The organism is Pseudomonas sp. A0308 (assembly GCF_044218815.1).
In the GTDB taxonomy this organism is placed as follows: domain Bacteria; phylum Pseudomonadota; class Gammaproteobacteria; order Pseudomonadales; family Pseudomonadaceae; genus Aquipseudomonas; species Aquipseudomonas iridis.
On the sequence record NZ_CP162581.1, the window covers coordinates 6,129,337 to 6,144,526 of the forward strand.

Sequence of the window (15,190 nt, forward strand, 5' to 3'; positions counted from 1 at the left end):
TTTTCAGCCAGTTAACGTAAAGCCTGCGGGACGGTGGTGGTTGTCAGAACGCGTAGGGAATACTGATTTTGGCCCAGAGCATCTCGCCCTCGGGGCGGTTCTCGACATCAAATTCCTTGGCCCAGCGGATCTCCGCGCTGGCGTATTTGAGGAAGGTGAAGTGCAGCGCCGGGCCGATCGCAAACACCTCGCCGCGCACCCCGTCGTCCACGTCTTGCCCGGCGAACTGCACGGTGCGGCCAAACTGTTTGTCGTCGGTGGTCTGCTTGAGGTAGTAACCGTTGAGACCGAGCATCAGATCGTCGGTGAGCTTGTAGCTGGCCGAGTAGTCGAAGTGGAAAATCTGCCCGGATTTGTAGTCGGTGTCCTTGTTCTTCTCGTTGAAGCTGTAGGTGGTCTTCATCGAGACTTCGCTGCGCTCGGTCGGCAACCAGGTGAAGGAGAACAGCGGCTTGTAGGTGTAGAAATTGTTGCTGGTGTTGGCCAGCCGGTCGACGCTGTATTCGCCGGTGGGTACGGTGATTTCCAATGCGGCGCCGAGGGTCAGGTCCTTGCCCATGTCCCACAGGATGATCGGCGCGACGGTGGTGTCGCCCATGCCTTCGCGGGTGTCGCTCAAGCCGAACACTGACACTTCCTGCTTCAGCCACGGTTGCGCGATGTACCCGGCCAGGCGTCCGCCAAAGATCCGCACCGGACTCAAGTAATCGATGCGCGGAATCACCGCCGTCGACTCGATTTCGACATTCGGCACCTTGCCGCCCAGCGAGCTGATATTGAGCTTCCTGGCCTTGTAATGGTTGTAGTAGACGTTGAACGCGACCATGTTTTCCGCAAGGCTGTCGACCTCCATCGGCAGCATGAAGAAGCCGTCGGTGCCGGTACCGATGTTATCGACGCCGGCCTCGGTGGCCAGGGCGGGAAGGGTCGCGGTGCAGCCCAGCAAAATCAGGGCCAGACGCAGGGGCAATGCCGCGTGGTTGGGGTGCATATCCGTCCTCATTATTATTGTTTTGGAGCGCAACGCGGGCACGCAGGTCGCCCCGCACGATAGAAATAAGCGCTCTGGGCCCGACGGGGCAGGGTATTGGCGGACAGTTAGGGGGACTTCTGCGGACACTCGACAAACCCTGTGCTAACTTCCTTCGACATAACCGGTAACAAAAATAACAATCAAGCGTGATCCGGAATGTCAGCCCACATGAACGTAAAAGTCCAAGACTCGACCTTTGAACTGGCGCTGGTGTCGCCATTTCTCCTGCAAACCCTCGCCGAAGTCGCGCAGAACAAAGGCGTCGATCCTGAAAGCCTGTGCCGTGGCCTGGGTTTTACCCTTGAAGATCTGCAGGACCCGGCGCAGCGGATTTCCTATCGTCAGGCCGTGGCGATGATCCAGCGCGCGCTCAAAGCCCTGCCGAACCAAGGGTTGGGCCTGTGGGTCGGCGCCCAGAACGTACTGGGTACGCTGGGGCTGCTCGGGCACGTGCTTTCACTGAGTAAAACCTTGCGCGATGCGTTTGCCGTGGGGATTCGCCATCAACACACCTCGGGCGGGATCGTGGTTTCCAGCGTCGATGTGGTCGGTGATCAGGTGCATCTCGATGCCGAATGTCGCCTGCCATTCGCCGATGTGCAGGTGTTCGCGGTCGAGGAGTTTTTCGCCAGTTTGCTGGTGTACGGCCGCGCGTTGGCGGGTGCCGACTTCAAGCCGATCGCCGTGGAATTCGTGCATGCGGCGCCGGATTACCTGAGTGAATATCAGCGTCTGCTTGGGCCGCAAGTGCGCTTTGGTTGCTTGCACAATCGCATGCTGATTGATGTGCAATGGCTGGACGTCAACCTGCCCAATCATCATTCACTGGCGTTGCGTCAGGCAGTCGCGTTGTTGGAACTGGAAGCGGCGCAGGTGCACCAGAAAATCGACCTGATTCAAGCCGTGGAGCGTGCGATCGCCCGCGACCTGAGCAGGGGCAGTCATATCGAAAAGATAGCCGGCGACCTGAACATGAGCAGCCGCACTTTACGGCGACGGCTGACCGAGCATGCGCTGACCTTTGAAGCGTTGCTGGAACAAGTCCGGCAGGCGCGGACGATGAGTTTGCTGGCAAATCCGGACATGCCGATCGAGCGGATCACCGAAGAGGTCGGCTACAGCGATGTGCGCAGCTTTCGCCGGGCGTTCAAGCGCTGGACGGGGCTGAGCCCGAGTGCGTGGCGCGTCGAGACCAGCATGACGCTTTAGAAGATCAAAAGATCGTCCGAAGGCTGCGATCTTTTGATCTTGCTTCAACCACACAAACTGTCTGGCTACAGGTAAACTCCGCGCACTTTTTCAAGGAGTTCACATGAGTCACTACCAGCCGGGCATTCTCGCCACCCCCGTTCCATTGCAAGCACGTCATTTGTTTTTCGCCCTGGCCTCGATCGAAGCCTTGCCGCAGGCGATCGACAACCTGCTGAGCCTGGTGGACGGCAAGTCTGCGGTGGTCGGTTTCGGTGAATCCCTGGCCAAGGCCCTCAACGTGGAAATCGCCGGTCTGCGCAGTTTTCCGGCCATGAGTGGCGTGGGCGTGAACAACCCGTCCACCCAGCATGCGCTGTGGGTCTGGTTGCACGGCGTCGACCGTGGCGACCTGCTCAATCGCTGCAACGCCATTGAAGCTGCACTGGCTCCGGCCTTGCGTCTGGTAGAGATGCAGGAAGCCTTCCGCCACAAGGACGGTCACGACCTGACCGGCTACGAAGACGGCACTGAAAACCCTCATGACGAAGCCGCTATTGCTGCCGCGTTGCAAAGCGAAGGCGCTGAAGGCCTGATCGGTGGCAGCTTCGCCGCGATTCAGCAGTGGCAGCACGACCTCAAGGGTTTCCACAAATTGTCCGCCGACGACAAAGACAACATCATGGGCCGTCGCCTGAGCGATAACGAAGAGATCGACGACGCGCCGGTCTCCGCTCACGTCAAACGCACCGCGCAGGAAAGCTTCGCGCCTGAAGCGTTCGTCGTGCGTCGCTCGATGCCGTGGATTGAAGGTGACCGCGCGGGGCTGATGTTCCTCGCGTTCGGTTTCTCGCTGGATGCCTTCGAAGCCCAGTTGCGGCGCATGAGCGGTCTGGAAGACGGCATCGCCGATGGCCTGTACCGCATCAGCCGGCCGATCACCGGCGGCTATTACTGGTGCCCGCCGCTCAAGGACGGTCATCTTGATCTGCGCGCCTTGCGCATCGGCTGATTCTGCATAAGGACTAAAGATGAACGTGGTGCGCTGGGGCATGATCGGTTGCGGCAGTGTCGCGGAACGCAAGAGCGGGCCAGCCTTTTACAAGGCGCCAGGGTCCGCACTGGTGGCGGTGATGGGCCGACGCCTTGAAGCCGTGAGTGATTACGCCGCGCGCCACGGTATCGCTCGGGTTTACACCGACGTCGATGCACTCATCAACGATCCCGAGGTGGACGCGGTGTACATCGCCACGCCGCCCGACAGCCACCGCGATTACAGTCTGAGAGTCGCCGCCGCCGGCAAACATTGCTGCGTGGAAAAACCCATGTCACTCAACGCCGGCCAAAGCCGCGAGATGCAGCAGGCGTTTGCCGACGCCGGTTTGCACCTGTTCGTTTCGTATTACCGCCGCTCGTTGCCGCGCTTCGCGCAGGTGCGGCAATGGCTGGAACAGGGACGGATCGGCGAGGTGCGGCATTTGAGCTGGACGCTGACCAAGGCACCGTCGCCGGCAGATGTGGATGGCCGCGACAATTGGCGCACCGACCCGGCGGTAGCGGGCGGCGGTTACTTCGCGGATTTGGCCAGCCACGGTTTCGACCTGTTCCAGTATTTGCTCGGCGACATCGTCGAGGTCGCCGGTTTCACCGCGCGGCAGGCCGGGTTGTACGCGGCGGAAGATGCGGTCAGCGCCAGTTGGCGCTTTGCCTCTGGGGCGCTGGGCATGGGCTGCTGGAGTTTTGTTGCCGATCGGCGCGAGGATCGGGTCGAGATCATCGGCAGCCTCGGTCGGATCAGCTTTTCAGTATTTGATGAGCATCCGGTCGAGCTGCATGCCGATGAGCAGATCAGCCTGGACATTGCCCATCACGAACACATTCAGTGGCATCACGTGCTGGGCATGAATGCGCATATTCGTGGTGAATCGGAGCATCCGGCGATGGCCGAACAAGCACTGAAGACCGATTGGGTCATGGACCAGATCCTCAAGCGTCACTGAATCTCAGACGTCACCCAATCCCTCTAGGTCGGCTTAGGCCGACTGGCGGTGCTTGTCAGGAAAATCCCACAGGAGTACAAATGTACTCCATGACGAATCTGACTCCCCGCCGTACCGCCATTCTGACTTTTATCCGCGAACGCATCGCCGAACACGGTCAGCCCCCAAGCCTCGCTGAAATCAGCGAGGCTTTTGGTTTTGCCTCGCGCAGCGTGGCGCGCAAGCATGTGCTGGCGCTCACCGAAGCCGGGTTTATCGAGGTCAACCCGCATCAGGCGCGGGGCATTCGCTTGCTCGGGCAACCGGCGCGACCGGAGTTGCTCGATATTCCCGTGCTCGGCCGGGTGGCCGCCGGTGCGCCGATTGGTGCCGATGCCGATCTCCATAGCCGTTTGCTGCTCGACCCGGCGCTGTTCTCCCGTACGCCCGACTACATGCTGCGGGTGCAGGGCGATTCGATGATCGAGGACGGCATTCTTGACGGCGATCTGGTCGGCGTGCGGCGCAATCCCGAGGCGCTCAACGGCCAGATCGTCGTGGCGCGGCTCGACGGTGAAGTCACCATCAAACGCTTTGAGCGCATGGGCGATGAGGTTCGCCTGCTGCCGCGCAACCCGGCCTACCAGCCGATTGTCGTGCGTGACGATCAGGATCTGGCTATTGAGGGAGTGTTCTGCGGCCTGGTGAGGCAAGGCTGATGGGCGCCGTCGTTGCGTTGGATACGCTGTTCAATGGCGGCCAGGTCTGGAAGGGCCGGCCTGCGCCACCGGCCGCGAGCCCGCAACCGACCGGGCATGCCGCACTGGACGCAGCGTTGCCCAGTGGCGGCTGGCCGGAAGCGGCGCTGAGCGAAATCCTCCTGGCCGGCCCCGGGGTCGGCGAACTGCAACTGGTCTGGCCGACGCTGGCGCGGCTGTCAGCGGCGGGCGAGCGCATCGTGCTGGTGGCGCCGCCGTTCGTGCCCTACCCGCAAGCGTGGGAAAACGCCGGGGTCGATCTGCGACAGTTGTCGGTGATTCAGGCCAGTGAGCGCGATGCCTTGTGGGCGGCGGAACAATGCCTGCGCTCCGGCAGTTGCGGCGCGGTGCTGTGCTGGCCGCACAAGGCTGATGACCGCGCGTTAAGGCGTTTGCAGGTGGCGGCGGAAACCGGCCAGACCCTGGCCTTTGCCTGGCGCTCGCTGAGCGAGGCGATCAACCCGTCACCGGCGGCGTTGCGCATTGCCATTGATGCCAAACCTGCCCAGTTGCGCGTGCTCAAATGCCGTGGCGGCCTGGCTCGCGCGACGCCCATTGCCTTTGCCATAGGTCACTGAGGTCGTCATGCGCTGGGTGTGTATTCTGTTCCCGCAATTGGCCCTCGACGCCGTGCTGCGTCAGCGCCCCGACCCCGATGAGCCGCTGGTGCTGCTCAGCGGCCCGGCCCAGCGCCGGGTGTTGCAAGCCGTGAATGGCGCGGCGCGCAAACTTGGCTTGCGTCCCGGCCAGTCCATGACCGCTGCGCAAGCCTTGAGCAAAGGCTTTGCCACCGCCGATTACGACGTCGCCGAGGTCGAGCACTGGCAGCAGTTTCTCGCCGCATGGGCCTATCGTTTCAGCTCACAGGTCAGCGTGCATTATCCGCGTACCGTGGTGTTCGAGATCGAATCGAGCCTGGGCCTGTTCGGTTCCTGGGCGCAGTTCGAAGTGCGGTTGCGCAAAGAGCTGACCGAGCTGGGTTTTCGTCATCGCATCGTCGCCGCGCCCAACCCGGTGGCGGCGCGAGTACTGGCCAATGCTTATGACGGTTTGGTGGTGCCGGACGGTGAAGCCTTGCAGCATCACTTGGGGCAATTGCCCATCGACCGCGTCGGCCTGGAGCCACACGTGGCTACGGCATTGTCGCGCATGGGGCTGCGCAGTCTTAGTCAGGTGCAGAGCCTGCCGCGTCAGGCCTTGGCACGGCGCTTCGAGGCGCAGATGCTCAAGCATCTCGACACCCTGTTTGGCGCACGTCCGCTGGCGCTGGCATTTTATCTGCCGCCGGATCGTTTCGATGTGCGCATCGAACTCAATTTCGACGTGCAGTCCCATCAGGCGCTGCTGTTTCCACTGCGGCGCCTGACCGGCGATCTATCGGCGTTCCTGTGTGGGCGCGACAGCGGCGTGCAGCGTTTCGATCTGCATCTGGAACATGCCGGGTTGCCGGATACGCTGATCAAGGTCGGCCTGCTCAGCGCCGAGCGCGACCCGGCGATGCTCTTCGAACTGGCCCGTGGCCGACTGGAACAAGTGCAGGTCGAGGCCCCGGTGCGCGGCTTCCGGCTGCGCGCCGAAGATCTGCCGAGTTTCGTGCCGCAGTTTCAGGAATTGTTCGACGACCGTCCGCAGCAGACCTTGCCTTGGGAGCAATTGCGCGAACGCCTGCGCGCAAGGCTGGGCGACGACGCGGTGCAAGGCCTGCGTTTTCAGGCCGACCATCGTCCGGAGTGCGCGTGGCAAAACGCCGTCGACAAACAGCGCTGCGCCGGTTTGCCGAGTGTCCAGCGTCCGGGCTGGTTGCTGGGCGAACCGCAAAGCGTACCGGAAGGTGCGGCACGGATCCTCATGGGGCCTGAGCGCATCGAATCCGGCTGGTGGGACGGTGACGATGTGCGCCGCGATTACTACCTGATCCAGAACCGCGCCGGGCAGCAGGGCTGGGCCTATCGGGCGGTGGGCGAGGGCGGTCCGTTGTGGCTGCAGGGCTGGTTCGCATGAACGATGGCTACGCCGAGCTGCACTGCCTGTCGAACTTCAGTTTCCAGCGCGGTGCTTCCAGTGCGCTGGAGCTGTTCCAGCGGGCGAAAAAGCACGGCTATCAGGCGCTGGCGATCACCGATGAATGCACGCTGGCCGGGATCGTGCGTGCCTGGCAAGCGGCGAAATCCGTTGAACTGCCGTTGATTATCGGGAGCGAAATTCGCATCGAAAACGGCCCGAAACTGGTGCTGTTGGTGGAGAACCTTGCCGGCTATCAGGCACTGTGCGGCCTGATAACCCGCGCCCGGCGGCGTACGCAAAAAGGCCAGTATCAGGTGCTGCGCGAGGACTTCAGCGAGCCGTTGCCGGGGTTGCTGACGCTTTGGGTGCCGGACAGCGTCGATGACGTGGAAGAGGGACGTTGGCTGCGACAAACCTTCGGCGAACGGCTGTGGCTGGCGGTGCAATTGCATCGCGGGCAGGACGATCAGCGGCGATTGGCGGCGTTGTTGAGCCTGGCCGCTGAGTTGGGGATTGCCGCGGTGGCCTGTGGCGATGTGCACATGCACGCCCGTGGCCGGCGTGCCTTGCAGGACACCATGACGGCAATTCGGCACCACGTGCCCGTGGCCGAAGCCGGATTGCGCCTGCACCCCAATGGCGAACGGCATCTGCGCAGCGTCGAGGTGCAGCGGGAGCTGTATCCGCCGGCGTTGCTGGATGAGTCAGTCGCGCTGGCTCGGCGTTGTACATTCGATCTGAGTCAGTTGCGTTATCAATATCCCAAAGAGCTGGTACCGGACGGACACACCGGCAGTTCCTGGTTACGGCACCTTACTAAAGCGGGCATCGCCTGGCGCTGGAAACAAGGCGCGCCCTTCAAGGTGCTGCGGCAGATCAACAAGGAATTAAAGCTGATCGCCGAACTCGGTTACGAAAGCTACTTCCTCACGGTGCATGATGTGGTGAACTTCGCCCGCGAACAGCACATCCTCTGTCAGGGCCGCGGTTCGGCGGCCAACTCGGCGGTGTGTTTTGCCTTGGGCATTACCGAGATCGATCCGGATCGCACCACGCTGTTGTTCGAACGCTTCATGTCGAAAGAGCGCAACGAGCCGCCGGACATCGACGTCGATTTCGAACACGAACGTCGCGAAGAAGTCCTGCAGTACGTGTTTCGTCGTTATGGTCGCAACCGTGCGGCGTTGACGGCGGTGGTCAGCACTTATCACGCGGCCGGCGCGGTGCGCGATGTGGCCAAGGCCCTGGGCCTGCCCCCCGATCAAATCAACGCGCTGGCCGATTGCTGCGGCCATTGGAGTGATGAAACGCCGCCGCTCGCGCGTTTGCTCGAAGGCGGCTTCGACCCGGACAGTCCGGTGCTGCGACGGGTGCTGAGCCTGACCGGGCAACTGATCGGTTTTCCCCGGCACCTGTCGCAACATCCCGGCGGTTTTGTGATTTCCGAACAGCCGCTCGACAGTCTGGTGCCGGTGGAGAATGCGGCGATGGCTGACCGCACTATCATCCAGTGGGACAAGGACGATCTCGACGCGGTCGGGCTGCTCAAGGTGGATATTCTCGCGCTGGGCATGCTCAGTGCGATCCGCCGCTGTTTCGACCTGCTGCGCCGTCATCGCCATCAAGACCTGACACTGGCGACGATTCCTGCCGAAGACAAACCGACCTACGAGATGATCAGCCGTGCCGACACCATCGGCGTGTTCCAGATCGAGTCCCGCGCGCAGATGTCGATGCTGCCGCGCCTGAAACCGGCAAAGTTTTACGATCTGGTGATCGAGGTGGCCATCGTCCGGCCGGGGCCGATTCAGGGCGGTATGGTCCATCCGTACCTGCGCCGCAGAAACAAGGAAGAGGCGGAAACCTATCCTTCGCCGGAACTGGAAGTGGTGCTTAAACGCACCCTCGGCGTGCCGCTGTTTCAGGAACAGGTGATGCAGATCGCCATCGTCGCCGCCGACTACAGCCCCGGCGAGGCCGATCAGTTGCGCCGCTCCATGGCTGCCTGGAAACGCCACGGCGGGCTGGAGCCGCATAAGGAACGACTCGCTGCCGGCATGAAGAAAAACGGCTACACACCGGAGTTCGCAGCGCAGATTTTCGAGCAGATCAAAGGCTTCGGCAGTTACGGTTTTCCCGAATCCCACGCCGCCAGCTTCGCCTTGCTGACGTATGCCAGTTGCTGGCTCAAGTGTCATGAACCCGCAGCGTTCGCCTGTGCGCTGATCAACAGTTGGCCGATGGGGTTCTACAGTCCTGACCAGATTCTGCAGGACGCGCGCCGGCATCAGTTGCAGATCCGTGCGGTGGATGTGCGCGCCAGCGACTGGGATTGCAGCCTGGAACCGATCAGCGGTGCGCAACCGGCGATCCGCATGGGCCTGCGGATGATCAAGGGTTTTCGTGAGGACGACGCCCGGCGTATCGAGGCGGCGCGGGCACGCGGAGCATTTGCCGATGTCGCCGATCTGGGGGAGCGCGCCGGGCTCGACAGCCGGGCGCAGGCGTTGCTGGCAGATTCCGGGGCGTTACGCGGTCTGGCCGGACATCGGCATCGGGCGCGCTGGGAAGTGGCCGGGGTGCAGAAACAGCTTGGGTTGTTTGCCGGGTTGTCGAGTCAGGAAGAGCCTGACGTGGTGCTGCCCAAACCCAGTGTTGGCGAGGACCTGCACGCGGATTACACAACGGTCGGCACCACGCTGGGGCCGCATCCGCTGGCGCTGCTGCGCAATGAGTTGAAGGCGCGGCGCTGCCGCAGTTCGCAAGAGTTGCTTGATATCGAGCACGGACGCCCGGTCAGCATTGCCGGATTGGTCACGGGCCGGCAACGTCCGGGCACTGCCAGCGGCGTGACGTTTGTCACGCTCGAAGACGAGTTCGGCAACGTCAACGTGGTGGTCTGGCGCGACCTCGCCGAGCGTCAGCGCCAGGTGCTGGTCGGCTCGCAACTGCTCAGGGTCGATGGCCGCTGGGAACGCGAAGGCGAAGTGCGCCACCTGATCGCCGGACGCCTGAGTGATTTGAGCCCGCTGCTCAACGGCATCCGCGTGCAGAGCCGCGATTTTCACTGATCCGCTTTATATCTGCCGACACGAATCATTCGGGTGCGCGAGGACGAGTCAGTCACGGTCATTTTGAGCCGATTAATTGGCGTCAAAAAAATCTGTCGCGAATGATGGCACTTTGTCATAATGCCGCCCCTTTTCCGCTCCCCACCGCTATGCCGTGCCGGGACACACCGTTTTTCAAGAAGGAATACACAGTGAGAATGATCTCCCGGATGTTGGTCTCAGGCGTTGCAATTGCGGTACTCGGCACGCTGGCTACTTCGCTCACCGGTTGCGCTACCGAAAGCTCCCGCGCGTTGCCGGTGGCCAAGGTTGAAAGTGCTTCTCAAGTCTGGACCGGCGTTCGCGTGCCGATGGCGGTGGGCAAGTTCGATAACCGTTCCAGCTATATGCGCGGGATCTTTTCCGACGGCGTTGACCGTCTCGGCGGTCAGGCCAAGACCATCCTGATCACGCACTTGCAGCAGACCAACCGTTTCTCCGTGCTGGATCGCGACAACATGGGCGAAATCCAGCAGGAAGCAGCGATCAAGGGCCAGGCCCAGCGTCTGAAAGGCGCCGATTACGTGGTCACCGGTGACGTCACCGAGTTCGGCCGTAAAGAGACTGGCGATCACCAATTGTTCGGCATTCTCGGCCGTGGCAAGACCCAGGTCGCTTACGCCAAGGTCAACCTGAATATCGTCAACATCAGCACGTCGGAAGTGGTGTATTCGACCCAGGGTGCAGGCGAGTACGCCTTGTCCAACCGCGAAATCATCGGCTTCGGCGGCACCGCTGCCTACGACTCCACCCTCAACGGCAAAGTCCTGGATCTGGCCATGCGCGAGGCGATCAATCGTCTGGTGGATGGCATGAACGCCGGTGCCTGGAAGCCGGGCAACTGATCGACGCCCATTGCAAGGAGCAACAACACATGAATTTGACTCTGTCGCGGTCGCTGCTGGCCTTGACCCTGGCCGCCAGCACCTTGCTGGCCGGTTGTGCCGGCCCGAAAACCCTGTACCAGTGGGAAGGCTACGAACCGCAGGTCTACGAATACTTCAAAGGCGAAGAGCCGAAAGAAGCCCAGGCCGAAGCGCTTGAACGTGACCTGCAAAAAATCCGCTCCACCGGTAAGGCCGTACCACCGGGTTACCACGCGCACCTGGGCCTGCTCTATCTGAGCATGGGCAAGGATGATCAGATGGTGCAGCAGTTCCGCACCGAAAAGACGCTGTTTCCCGAGTCCGGCACGTACATGGATTTTCTGCTTAAAAACGCCAAGACCGGAGACGCCAAATGATCCCGCGTGCAGTGAAACTGCTGGTCGGTGTGCTGGCGCTGAGCGTGCTCGGTGGCTGCGTCAAGCCCAAGACCGTGGACTATTCGGCGTACAAGCAGGCACGGCCCAAGACCATTCTGGTGCTGCCGCCGCTGAACACCTCGCCGGACGTCAAGGCCTCCTACAGCCTGCTGTCGCAGGTAACGTTTCCACTGGCCGAGGCCGGTTACTACGTATTGCCGATCACACTGGTTGACGAGACCTTTCGCCAGAACGGTTTGACCACGCCGGATGATATTCACCAGGCGCCGGCGCACAAACTGCAGGAAATCTTCGGCGCCGATGCGGCGTTGTATATCACCGTGACCGAATACGGCACGCGTTACATGGTGATCAGCAGCGAAACCGCAGTCACTGCAACGGCGAAACTGGTTGACCTGAAAAGCGGCACCACGCTGTGGACCGGCTCTGCCCGTGCCTCAAGCGAAGAGGGCGGTAACAACGGTGGCGGCGGCCTGATCGGCATGCTGATCACGGCGGCGGTGAAGCAGATCATCAACAGTTCCACTGATGCCGGTTTCCCGATTGCCGGCGTGGCGAGTAACCGCCTGCTGTCGGCCGGGCATCCGGCAGGTCTGTTGTACGGTCCGCGTTCGCCGAAGTACGGCACGGACTAAAAACGCAGATCAAAAGATCGCAGCCTTCGGCAGCTCCTACATTTGGAATGCATTTCCCTGTAGGAGCTGCCGAAGGCTGCGATCTTTTGTTTTCAGGGTTGGCTCAGCACTCCCAGTGCCTCCGTCCGCGCTTGCTACGAGCGCATCAGCGGCAACGCTACCTCGCCCCATCGACTTGCAATCAAGACCCTGCATCTTCCGGCCGAAGGCGATATTCTGCGCGACAGTTCATGCGCCACTGCTGCGTTGCCAGCACTGAAGGAGCTTTCGAATGACCGAGAAAAAACCGGAAACCACGGTCGACCGCGTCTACCAAGGGGTTTACGAGGCGATCAGCAAGCGATCGCTGCGTCCGGGGATGAAACTGGGCGAAGCCTCGCTGGCGGAGTTATTTAATGTCAGCCGCACGTCGGTTCGCGCCGCGCTCAAGCAATTGGAGGCCGACGGACTGGTGACGACCGAGCCCAATAAAGGTGCGTCGGTGTCGTTGCCGAGCAATGAAGAGATCCGTTCGCTGTTCGAAACCCGGCGCTTGATCGAGATCGGCATCGTCACTGAACTGTGCCGCCGCAAGGACACCGCAGCGATGCAAGAGCTGCGTGAACACCTGCTGCTGGAGGAAGAGGCCCACGCGGCCGGGGACCATCCGCGGCTGATTCACTTGCTCGGCGAGTTCCACATCAAACTCGCGCGCAGCCTGAACAACCCGGTGCTGCTCGACTGGTTCCAGAAGCTGATTTCCCGCGCCTCGCTGTACATTGCCGCGCTGGACGACGACAGCCATGAGGCCTGCCGCGACAACGAACACCTGCGCCTGATCGAATACATCGAGGCCGGCGATCAGAGCGCTGCCATCGAGTTGACCTGCACGCACCTCAACGGTATCGAGAAGGCGATTCTCGACGTCGCCGCGAAGATGAAAACTGGCTACCATCCGCTCAAACACCTGATCGGCGTTTAATCCTGAGCCGGCCTTGAAATCGGCTATACCTCTAATGAAACCAATGAGTCAGACGATGCTCGAAACAGACGTGCGATCGCAGAGATCTGGTTTCGCGATCATTCGGGCAAACACACAGGACACCGAGTCACTCGATGCAGTTTTTATCCGATAGCCACGGTTGTGAAGGCTGGAAAGGCGAAATGGCCGCACGCATCTGCGCGTTCGACTGGAGCCATACCGAGTTGGGCCCGCTCGATCGTTGGCCCGCCAGTCTGTGCTGCGCCGTGCAGATGATGCTCGCCTCGCCGTTGCCGATGGTCATGCTCTGGGGCCGCGCCGGTTACATGATCTATAACGACGCCTACTCGGAGTTTGCCGGTGGCCGCCATCCTTACTTGCTTGGCGTGCCGGTGGAGTTGGGTTGGCCGGAAGTTGCCGAGTTCAATCGGCATGTGGTCGACACTTGCCTGGCGGGTGGCACTTTGTCGTTTCGCAACAAAGAGCTGGTGTTGTTGCGCGACGGGGTTCCGGAAGATGTCTGGATGGATCTTTATTACAGCCCCGTGGCTAATGACGAAGGTCGCCCGTCCGGGGTCATGGCAATGGTGGTGGAAACCACCGAACTCGTGCGCTCCGAGCAATTGCGTCAAGCCGCGGAAGAAGCCTTCCGCGCCGACAACGAACGTGTGCGCCTGGCGCTCAACGCCGGGGCTTTGCTCGGCTCGTTTGTCTGGGATGTGAAGAACAATGTGTTGTCGGCGGATGAGCGTTTTGCGCGCACGTTTTCTTACCCGCCGGACCATGATCTGAGCAACCTGGCACAACACTTTGTGCAATCGCGAATTCACCCCGATGACCGTGCCTGGGTTCAGGAAAATATCGACCATTGTGTAAAGACCGGCGCGGCGTACAACGTCGAATACCGCGTACTGCGCAGCGATGGCAGTTACCTTTGGGTGCTGGCCAGCGGCGGTTGCGAATTCGACGAACGCGGCGAAGCACTGCGTTTCCCCGGGGTGTTGATCGACATCCATGAGCGCAAGAGCGCCGAAGAGTCTCTGCTCAAGTTCACCCGTAACCTCGAACAGCGCGTGGCCGATGAAGTCGAAGCGCGGCTCACTGCCGAAGAACAATTGCGCCAATCGCAAAAGCTCGAGTCCATTGGCGGGCTTACCGGTGGCGTGGCCCATGACTTCAATAACCTGTTGCAGGTAATTGCCGGCAACCTGCACCTGCTGGCGCGGCATGAGCCGGATAACGCCAACGTGCAGCGGCGCGTCAGCGCTTCGCTGGCGGCGGTCGAGCGCGGGGCCAAGCTGTCTTCGCAACTGCTCGCGTTTGCCCGGCGTCAACCGCTGTCGCCGGCCGTGTGCAATCCGCAGCAGATCTTCGAAGGCGTCGGCGAGTTGCTGCAACGGGCGCTGGGCGAAACCATTCACATCGATGTGCAATTGCCGCAAGAACCCTGGCACATCAACGTCGACCGCAATCAACTGGAAAACGCCATTCTCAACCTGGCAATCAACGCTCGCGATGCCATGAAAGGCGAGGGCACGATTGTGCTGAGCGCCTTCAATACGTTTCTGGACAGCACGTTTTGCGCCGGCAAAGGCATCGTCCCCGGCGAGTTCGTGCGGGTGACGGTCTGCGATTCCGGCGTCGGGATTCCCGCGCAGATACTGGAGCAGGTATTCGAACCTTTCTTCACCACCAAGGCCGATGGCCAGGGCACCGGGCTCGGCTTGAGCATGGTGTTCGGTTTCGTCAAACAGAGCGGCGGGCATGTCGAGATCGACAGCAAGCTGGGCGAAGGTACGCGGGTCGAGCTGTACTTTCCGCGCAGTTTGCGGCCGATTCGTGAAGAGTGCTCCACCGCTGATGAAGTGTTGGGCGGGGGCAACGAGACCATTCTGGTGGTCGAGGACAACGACGCGGTGCGGGCCTCGGCAGTGGAATTGCTGCGCGATGAGGGCTATCAGGTACTGATTGCCGGCAACGGCGATGCCGCGATGCAGATGCTGCTGGAAGGCGTTGAAGTGGATCTGATTTTCACCGACGTGGTCATGCCTGGGCTGATCAAGAGTTCCGACCTGTTCGCCTGGGCCAAGGTGCAGAAGCCTCCGGTGGCGGTGCTGTTCACCTCTGGCCATACCCGCGACATCATCTCGCGCAATCACCAGTTGAGCCCCGACACACATTTGCTCGGCAAGCCGTATGGCCCGGAATCGTTGTTGCAGATGATTCGTTCGGTGCTAAGCGGCTGAGCTTGAAAACTT

General features: G+C 61.4%; 13 protein-coding genes. 12 read left to right on the forward strand and 1 reads right to left on the reverse strand.

What is annotated here, in order from left to right; all coding sequences use genetic code 11:
* Positions 1 to 43: 43 nt before the first annotated feature.
* On the reverse strand, positions 44 to 991 hold the full coding sequence (locus AB4P92_RS28290) for a transporter (RefSeq protein WP_395598537.1): 948 nt from the start codon (positions 989 to 991) through the stop codon (positions 44 to 46).
* 210 nt (positions 992 to 1,201) lie between these two features.
* Between AB4P92_RS28290 and AB4P92_RS28295 the strand changes: the two genes are divergently transcribed.
* The 12 genes from AB4P92_RS28295 to AB4P92_RS28350 all read left to right on the forward strand — a co-directional run bounded on the left by AB4P92_RS28295 (position 1,202) and on the right by AB4P92_RS28350 (position 15,178).
* Positions 1,202 to 2,242 (forward strand): AraC family transcriptional regulator, encoded by a 1,041-nt coding sequence (locus AB4P92_RS28295; RefSeq protein WP_273875521.1) that lies wholly within the window; start codon positions 1,202 to 1,204, stop codon positions 2,240 to 2,242.
* 103 nt (positions 2,243 to 2,345) lie between these two features.
* A complete protein-coding gene (locus AB4P92_RS28300; protein WP_042559454.1) occupies positions 2,346 to 3,233 on the forward strand; it encodes a Dyp-type peroxidase in 888 nt (295 codons plus the stop codon).
* Between the two features lie 19 nt (positions 3,234 to 3,252).
* Positions 3,253 to 4,221, forward strand: a complete 969-nt coding sequence (locus AB4P92_RS28305) for a Gfo/Idh/MocA family protein (RefSeq protein ID WP_395598538.1) — start codon at positions 3,253 to 3,255, stop codon at positions 4,219 to 4,221.
* 80 nt (positions 4,222 to 4,301) lie between these two features.
* The gene (gene lexA / locus AB4P92_RS28310) at positions 4,302 to 4,919 is read left to right on the forward strand and encodes a transcriptional repressor LexA (RefSeq protein ID WP_273875528.1); all 618 of its coding nucleotides are present in this window, start codon (positions 4,302 to 4,304) and stop codon (positions 4,917 to 4,919) included.
* Entirely contained in the window at positions 4,919 to 5,536 is a 618-nt protein-coding gene (imuA, locus tag AB4P92_RS28315; RefSeq protein ID WP_047301571.1) for a translesion DNA synthesis-associated protein ImuA, read from the forward strand. Before lexA ends, imuA begins: the two co-directional genes overlap by 1 nt.
* A 7-nt stretch (positions 5,537 to 5,543) precedes the next feature.
* Positions 5,544 to 6,959 (forward strand): Y-family DNA polymerase, encoded by a 1,416-nt coding sequence (locus AB4P92_RS28320; protein WP_395598539.1) that lies wholly within the window; start codon positions 5,544 to 5,546, stop codon positions 6,957 to 6,959.
* On the forward strand, positions 6,935 to 10,033 hold the full coding sequence (locus tag AB4P92_RS28325; RefSeq protein ID WP_395598540.1) for an error-prone DNA polymerase: 3,099 nt from the start codon (positions 6,935 to 6,937) through the stop codon (positions 10,031 to 10,033). Before AB4P92_RS28320 ends, AB4P92_RS28325 begins: the two co-directional genes overlap by 25 nt.
* 197 nt (positions 10,034 to 10,230) lie before the next feature.
* On the forward strand, positions 10,231 to 10,917 hold the full coding sequence (locus AB4P92_RS28330) for a CsgG/HfaB family protein (protein WP_162184601.1): 687 nt from the start codon (positions 10,231 to 10,233) through the stop codon (positions 10,915 to 10,917).
* Positions 10,918 to 10,946: 29 nt separating this feature from the next.
* The gene (locus tag AB4P92_RS28335; RefSeq protein WP_047301565.1) at positions 10,947 to 11,315 is read left to right on the forward strand and encodes a DUF4810 domain-containing protein; all 369 of its coding nucleotides are present in this window, start codon (positions 10,947 to 10,949) and stop codon (positions 11,313 to 11,315) included.
* Positions 11,312 to 11,971, forward strand: coding sequence for a DUF799 domain-containing protein (locus tag AB4P92_RS28340; RefSeq protein ID WP_150592085.1), 660 nt, complete (start codon positions 11,312 to 11,314; stop codon positions 11,969 to 11,971). Before AB4P92_RS28335 ends, AB4P92_RS28340 begins: the two co-directional genes overlap by 4 nt.
* Positions 11,972 to 12,242: 271 nt before the next feature.
* Complete coding sequence (locus AB4P92_RS28345) at positions 12,243 to 12,932, forward strand: GntR family transcriptional regulator (RefSeq protein WP_042559433.1); 690 nt, start codon at positions 12,243 to 12,245, stop codon at positions 12,930 to 12,932.
* Between the two features lie 134 nt (positions 12,933 to 13,066).
* Positions 13,067 to 15,178, forward strand: a complete 2,112-nt coding sequence (locus tag AB4P92_RS28350; protein WP_395598541.1) for an ATP-binding protein — start codon at positions 13,067 to 13,069, stop codon at positions 15,176 to 15,178.
* Positions 15,179 to 15,190: the final 12 nt, after the last annotated feature.

What these genes read in the sequence shown, in the direction of transcription:
- AB4P92_RS28290 (WP_395598537.1), bottom strand. Translation starts at nt 991, where the DNA reads ATGCACCCCAACCACGCGGCATTGCCCCTGCGTCTGGCCCTGATTTTG.
- AB4P92_RS28295 (WP_273875521.1), top strand. Translation starts at nt 1,202, where the DNA reads ATGAACGTAAAAGTCCAAGACTCGACCTTTGAACTGGCGCTGGTGTCG.
- AB4P92_RS28300 (WP_042559454.1), top strand. Translation starts at nt 2,346, where the DNA reads ATGAGTCACTACCAGCCGGGCATTCTCGCCACCCCCGTTCCATTGCAA.
- AB4P92_RS28305 (WP_395598538.1), top strand. Translation starts at nt 3,253, where the DNA reads ATGAACGTGGTGCGCTGGGGCATGATCGGTTGCGGCAGTGTCGCGGAA.
- lexA (WP_273875528.1), top strand. Translation starts at nt 4,302, where the DNA reads ATGTACTCCATGACGAATCTGACTCCCCGCCGTACCGCCATTCTGACT.
- imuA (WP_047301571.1), top strand. Translation starts at nt 4,919, where the DNA reads ATGGGCGCCGTCGTTGCGTTGGATACGCTGTTCAATGGCGGCCAGGTC.
- AB4P92_RS28320 (WP_395598539.1), top strand. Translation starts at nt 5,544, where the DNA reads ATGCGCTGGGTGTGTATTCTGTTCCCGCAATTGGCCCTCGACGCCGTG.
- AB4P92_RS28330 (WP_162184601.1), top strand. Translation starts at nt 10,231, where the DNA reads ATGATCTCCCGGATGTTGGTCTCAGGCGTTGCAATTGCGGTACTCGGC.
- AB4P92_RS28335 (WP_047301565.1), top strand. Translation starts at nt 10,947, where the DNA reads ATGAATTTGACTCTGTCGCGGTCGCTGCTGGCCTTGACCCTGGCCGCC.
- AB4P92_RS28340 (WP_150592085.1), top strand. Translation starts at nt 11,312, where the DNA reads ATGATCCCGCGTGCAGTGAAACTGCTGGTCGGTGTGCTGGCGCTGAGC.
- AB4P92_RS28345 (WP_042559433.1), top strand. Translation starts at nt 12,243, where the DNA reads ATGACCGAGAAAAAACCGGAAACCACGGTCGACCGCGTCTACCAAGGG.
- AB4P92_RS28350 (WP_395598541.1), top strand. Translation starts at nt 13,067, where the DNA reads ATGCAGTTTTTATCCGATAGCCACGGTTGTGAAGGCTGGAAAGGCGAA.